General features: G+C 68.6%; 8 protein-coding genes. 4 read left to right on the top strand and 4 right to left on the bottom strand.

Annotated features, from left to right (window positions below; all coding sequences use genetic code 11):
* Positions 1-142 precede the first annotated feature (142 nt).
* Together Z052_RS20575 and Z052_RS14080 are read left to right on the top strand one after the other, a co-directional pair.
* Positions 143-283 carry a hypothetical protein gene (locus tag Z052_RS20575; RefSeq protein WP_176454920.1) on the top strand — a complete coding sequence of 47 codons (141 nt, stop codon included), beginning with the start codon at positions 143-145 and terminating at the stop codon, positions 281-283.
* A 59-nt stretch (positions 284-342) separates the two neighbouring features.
* Positions 343-1,335, top strand: coding sequence for an NAD-dependent epimerase/dehydratase family protein (locus Z052_RS14080; protein WP_094519548.1), 993 nt, complete (start codon positions 343-345; stop codon positions 1,333-1,335).
* Between the two features lie 52 nt (positions 1,336-1,387).
* On the opposite strand, the gene Z052_RS14085 is transcribed toward Z052_RS14080, so the two are convergent.
* From Z052_RS14085 to Z052_RS14095, 3 genes are all read right to left on the bottom strand, one after another.
* A complete protein-coding gene (locus Z052_RS14085) occupies positions 1,388-2,137 on the bottom strand; it encodes a GNAT family N-acetyltransferase (protein WP_049929911.1) in 750 nt (249 codons plus the stop codon).
* Between the two features lie 71 nt (positions 2,138-2,208).
* Positions 2,209-2,868, bottom strand: coding sequence for a thiaminase II (gene tenA, locus Z052_RS14090; protein WP_094494957.1), 660 nt, complete (start codon positions 2,866-2,868; stop codon positions 2,209-2,211).
* Between the two features lie 165 nt (positions 2,869-3,033).
* A complete protein-coding gene (locus Z052_RS14095) occupies positions 3,034-3,309 on the bottom strand; it encodes a cytochrome C oxidase subunit IV family protein (protein ID WP_049929908.1) in 276 nt (91 codons plus the stop codon).
* A gap of 155 nt (positions 3,310-3,464) precedes the next feature.
* On the opposite strand from Z052_RS14095, the gene Z052_RS14100 reads away from it, so the two are divergent.
* Entirely contained in the window at positions 3,465-3,983 is a 519-nt protein-coding gene (locus tag Z052_RS14100) for a hypothetical protein (protein WP_049929907.1), read from the top strand.
* Positions 3,984-4,040: 57 nt separating this feature from the next.
* Here the strand turns inward: Z052_RS14100 and Z052_RS14105 are convergent, their stop codons facing one another.
* Positions 4,041-4,559 carry a halocyanin domain-containing protein gene (locus Z052_RS14105; protein ID WP_049929906.1) on the bottom strand — a complete coding sequence of 173 codons (519 nt, stop codon included), beginning with the start codon at positions 4,557-4,559 and terminating at the stop codon, positions 4,041-4,043.
* Positions 4,560-4,706: 147 nt separating this feature from the next.
* Between Z052_RS14105 and Z052_RS14110 the strand changes: the two genes are divergently transcribed.
* A partial coding sequence (locus Z052_RS14110) for a hypothetical protein (RefSeq protein ID WP_099289153.1) occupies positions 4,707-5,126 on the top strand: 420 nt, incomplete at its 3' end.

Genomic DNA, 5,126 nt, shown 5'->3' on the forward strand with positions numbered 1-5,126 from the left:
CCCGGAGACGACGAGCGCGAGCAGGGCGGCGAGCCAGGGTCGCCGACGCGTGTGGTCTGTCATGAGCGCCCGTACGGGTTCCCGCCCCGAGAACCTACCCCTCTCTCGGAGCGTTTATGTGGCGGACGCGCCGAACCCGGGTATGTTCGGCGTTCCGATCGGAAATTTCCTCTCGGGGGTCGCGTTCGCGGTGTTGGGCGTCGGCACTTGGGGGATCGGCCTCGGCGTCGCGTACCTCCTGTATCGCCGGTGGCGCGGCGACGAGCCCCGCGGCGGCGACTGAGTCGGCCCGTCGCCTTCCGGTTCGGCCACGTTTTTCACCTCGCTCATCGAATCTCGGGTATGACAGACACGGCGCTCGTCGTCGGCGGCACGCGGTTCATCGGGCGACACACCGTCGAGGAACTGCTGGCACACGACTACGAGGTCGCGATATTCAACCGCGGGAACCACGAGAACCCATTCGTGGACGACGACCGCGTGACTCACGTCGAGGGAGATCGGAAAGACGAGACCGCGCTGCGCGCCGCGAAGCTGTCGGTCGAACCGGACGTCGTGATAGACTGCGTCGCCTATCAGCCGGCCGACGTGGAGGCCGCGACCGAGATCTTCGCCGACGTCGACGGCTACGTGTACATCTCGTCGGGATCCAGTTACGCGGCCGAGGAGATCCCCAAGCGGGAGGGCGAGACGCCGCTGGAGCCGTGTACCGACGCGCAGGCCACCGACGACGCCCACGAGACGTACGGCAATCGGAAGGCCGAGGGCGACCGCGCGGTGTTCGCGGCCGCCGAGGACGGCGTGTCCGCGACGGCGGTTCGCCCGTGTATCGTCTACGGGCCGCACGACTACACGGAGCGGCTCGACTACTGGATCGACCGCGTGCTCTCGCACGACCGCGTGGTCGTCCCCGGCGACGGACAGAACCTTTGGCACCGGGCGTACGTCGAGGACGTGGCGAGCGCGCTGCGGATCGTCGCCGAGCGCGGCGAGCCGGGCGCGGCGTACAACGTCGGCGACCGACGCGCGCTCACCCTACGAGAGACGTTAGAGACGATCGCCGACGCCGCCGGCGTCGACTGTGAGGTCGTCCCGGCGAGCGACGACGCGCTCGCGGCCGGCGGGCTCGACGCCGACGACTTCGTCCTCTACCGCGAGTACCCGCACCTGCTCGACACCTGCGCGCTCGCCGACCTCGGCTGGGAGTCGACGCCGGTCGACGAAGCGATGGCACGGACCGTGAAGGAACACCGCGAATCTGACCGCGACGGGAGCGAGTGGGACCCCGGCCGCGAGGCCGAGGAGCGGGTCATCGGCGTGAAACAGACGCTCTGAGAGAGTGGTCTCGGCGTAGCGCGGAGCGACGTTCTCCGCGGGCCGGAGCGTGTCAGTACGCGGCGTCCCACCGCGTCGGCTTCCGGCGGTTGCCGCAGTTGCGACACTCCATCCGGTCCATCGTGTCGATCGCGACGTCCGTTCCCTCGCAGTTGCCGCAGAGGTAGCCGTACCGGCGCTCGTGGTCCGCGTCGACGTAGGCGACGTAGAACGGCGCCAGCGACCCGCGCTCGCTCTCGTCGAAGGCGACGTGGACCCGGTCTCCGTCGTCCGTCTCGTAGATTGCCTCAGAGATGCCGGTGAGGCGACCGATCTGCTTCCGGTACTCCCGTTCCGCGAACGGCTCGCCGCCGATGTCGACGTCGCGCTCGCCGGCGAGCTCGTACCCCTCTCGCTGGTAGAACGCCGTGCCGGCCTCGTTGTCGGCGAGGACGCGCGCCTCGATCCGGTCCACGTCGGCATCCCGGAGCGCGGACTCGACCCGTTCGAGGAGCGCGGAGCCGATGCCGGACTCCCTGTGGTCGGGGTGGACGTGGAGCCAGTCGATCTCGCCGACCCGCTCGCGGCGGCCGACGACGTAGCTCTCCGCGAACCCGACCACGTCGCCGTCGACGGCGGCGACCGGGAACACCGCGTCGTCGTCGTCGATGTCGTCCCCGAGGTCGTCGGCGTCGTACCACTCCTCGACGGCCTCGTCCAGCAGCTGTTCGCCGACGGCGTGTCCGTACGACGCCACGAGCGACTCGCGGGCGACCGACCGGACCGCGTCGACGTCTTCGACCGTTGCGGCGCGTAGGTCCATGCGGACGGATCACGCTCCGGCTACAAAAAACTCGGTCGGCGTTCCCGCCGTCGGCGCGACTGCTCCTCGATTCAGACCTCCCACGTCTCCCGGGTGTAACACATCTCCCAGAACGCGTGTTCGAGGCGGGCGCTCCGCAGGAACGCCGCGCGCATCGCGTCGCGCTCGCCCGGGTACGCCTCGCCGTACCGGTCCACGAGGTCTCGCATCCACGCGACCGTCTCGCGGAACGCGTCGCTGTTGTACTTCTCGATGAACGGCGTGTACCGGTGGGTCTCGGTCGCGAGGCTCGCCATGTGGTCGGCGACGTCGAGGTACCCCTGCCCGCACGGGTAGATCGCGGCCGCGATCTCCGCGATCGACCCCTCGTGGGCCGTCCGGACGAGGAAGTCGGTGTAGGCGGCGCAGGTCGGCGCCTTCTCGACCGCGTCGAGGTCGTCGACGGAGAGCCCGTAGTCGGCGGCGAACGACCGGTGGAGGTCCATCTCGTCGTCCAGCGTCGCGTGCGCGGTCGCCGTCAGCCGCCGCGTCGTCTCCTCGTCGTCGGCCTTCGTACCGGCGAGCGCGAAGACGCGCGCGTAGTCGAGCAGGTACCGGTAGTCCTGTTTCACCCAGTGACGGAACGCGCCCTCGTCGAGCTCACCCTCCGCGAGTTCAACGACGAACGGGTGTCGCTTCTGTGCGTCCCAGATCTCTGATCCGGCCTCGAGGAGTCGGTCGCTGAAAGCCATCGCATCGGTCCCTCGTCTTGCGGCGAGTTATAACTAACTAATACCACTAGGTGGTGGCAGCAGAAAGACCCTCGTCGGGACCGTGCTCGGTCGAGCGAAAACCCGGCGAAAGTGCCGGGAAAACGGTTCGGAGGCGTTCGAGCGAGAAAGAGACGCCGCGAGTCGTTACGAGATGGAGTACGTCGCGGCCGCCATCAGCAGCATGGTGAGCGCGAGCGCGAGCCCCATCAGGTAGGTCAGCGAGCGGTTCTCCCACTTCAGGTGCTGGAAGTACGCGACGATGAGCAGCGTCTTGACCGTCGCGATCACCAGCGTGCCGCCGAGCGCCTGCGCGTAGGTGAACTCGATGAACGACGTCTCGAAGAGAGCGAAGTTCAGCGTCGCCGCGACTAGGAGGGCGACGTATATCGCCGAATACATTTTCACGGAGTCGTGCGCCATCTTACTCACCCCTTCGTCCCTGCGCTTAAAGAATTAACCATCCGGGGTACCCGCTGCGGCGACGGCGAGGTCCGTCTCGGCGTCTCGGATCCCGAAACGCCTATCAGCGCGACGACCCCATCTGCGTCCGGTCGCAGCCCCGACCGGTACCCCTCGTGACTCCGCTCGAACCGACGGACGACCTGCTCGAATCGCTGTACGTCGTCAACAAGGTCGCGAAGCAGTTCGCCGACGAGGCCACCGCCGCCTACGAGCGCGGCGACGTGACCGAGAGCAACGTCCGCTCGGCGCGGAAAGACGCCCTCTACCGGCTCAAAACCGCCGTCCTCTCTAGGGTCGTCGCGTACGACGCCGACGGCGTCACCGGCGAGTACCACGCCATCAACGGCGACGTGTGGCTCTTCCTCACGGTCGGCGACTGGCACTTCCACCAGCCGCCGCACGCGATCGGCGGCGACCTCACCGACGCGATCGCGATCTCGAACTCGCCGGCGGACCCGATCGACGCCCCCTACGAACGCGACGCCAGCGTGGAGCGCTCGGAGCGCACGCTGGAGGAGGCGCTGTCGCGGCTCGCCGAGGCCGGCGCCAACGCCAACGACCACCTCGCGCGGCCCACGGTCACCAGCGAACGCGACCGGATCGTTGACGTGCGCTGGTCGTTCCTCTCGTGAACGCCGAGCAGGCGTGAAAAAATCGCGCTCGCGTTCGAACCGCGCGAAGTGGGCCGCTTACGCTTCGACGACTTCGATGGCGCCGAGCATCCCGTTCGCCTGGTGGGGGGTACACTGGTACAGCTGGATCCCCGTGTTGTCGAACGACTGCTCGAACGTGTGCCCCTCCTCGGAGACGGAGTCGCCGCTGTTGAAGTCGGACTCGGACCCCTCGACCGAGGCCACGTTGTGCGCGCCCCCGTTGCCGGTCCACTCCCAGACGACGGTCGTGCTGGAGTCGATGCGGATCGCCGCTGGCGAGAAGGCGAACCCGACGTCGCCGGCGCCGACCTCGACGGTCACCTCGTCCTGTCCCGTGAAGTCCATGATGGTGCCCTCGTACATCCGGGCCTCGGACAGGTACTCGTCTATCTCGCTCGGGACGTCCTCGACGGCGCTGCCGCCTCCGCCGGAGCCGTCGGAACCGTCCGACCCGTCGGAGCCGTCACCGCCTCCGGAGCAGCCCGCGAGTGTCCCGATGGTCAACGCGGCGCCGGTTCCGGCGAGATACCGCCGTCTGGACAGTTTATCAGACATCACTTTTCGTAGGGGTCGAAGCCTTACAAACCCCGTGATAGCTTCCGGTTCGCAGGAATTTCCCGAGCGGCTATGACTCCGGTCGGCGGGCGGTCGCAGCGCGCCGCGAAGGGCGGACTTATCGCCCTCCGACGCCTCGCGAGAGCCATGCGCGAGGACGCGCTCGCGACCCGGCTCGTCGAACACTACGAGGCGACGGCCGAGTCGCCGGCGATCCGGCTCGAGGAGCCGTACGACGCCGACGGGCGGCAGGGGGTCGTCGACCTCTTCGTCCGAACCCGAACGCCCGAACCGGTCGACCGCGTGATCGAGCTCAAGGCCGACGCCGCGGTCCGCCGCGCCACCGGCGCGAACGAGATCCTGCGCCAGTACCGCCGGATGGAGCGGTACTTCCACGTCGACGAACGCCACGCGCTCCGCCCCAAGCTCGGTCGCACCGAGCCGGGCGCGCGCTACCTCCTGTGTTTCGCGCCGACGCCGACCTGCGTCCACCACGTCGCGGAGAACCGCACGCTGTACGGCTCCATCGACCCGGACGCGCGGGCGGGCGACGTGCCCGCGGTCCGC

Source organism: Halorubrum sp. C191 (assembly GCF_002727095.1).
In the GTDB taxonomy this organism is placed as follows: domain Archaea; phylum Halobacteriota; class Halobacteria; order Halobacteriales; family Haloferacaceae; genus Halorubrum; species Halorubrum ezzemoulense.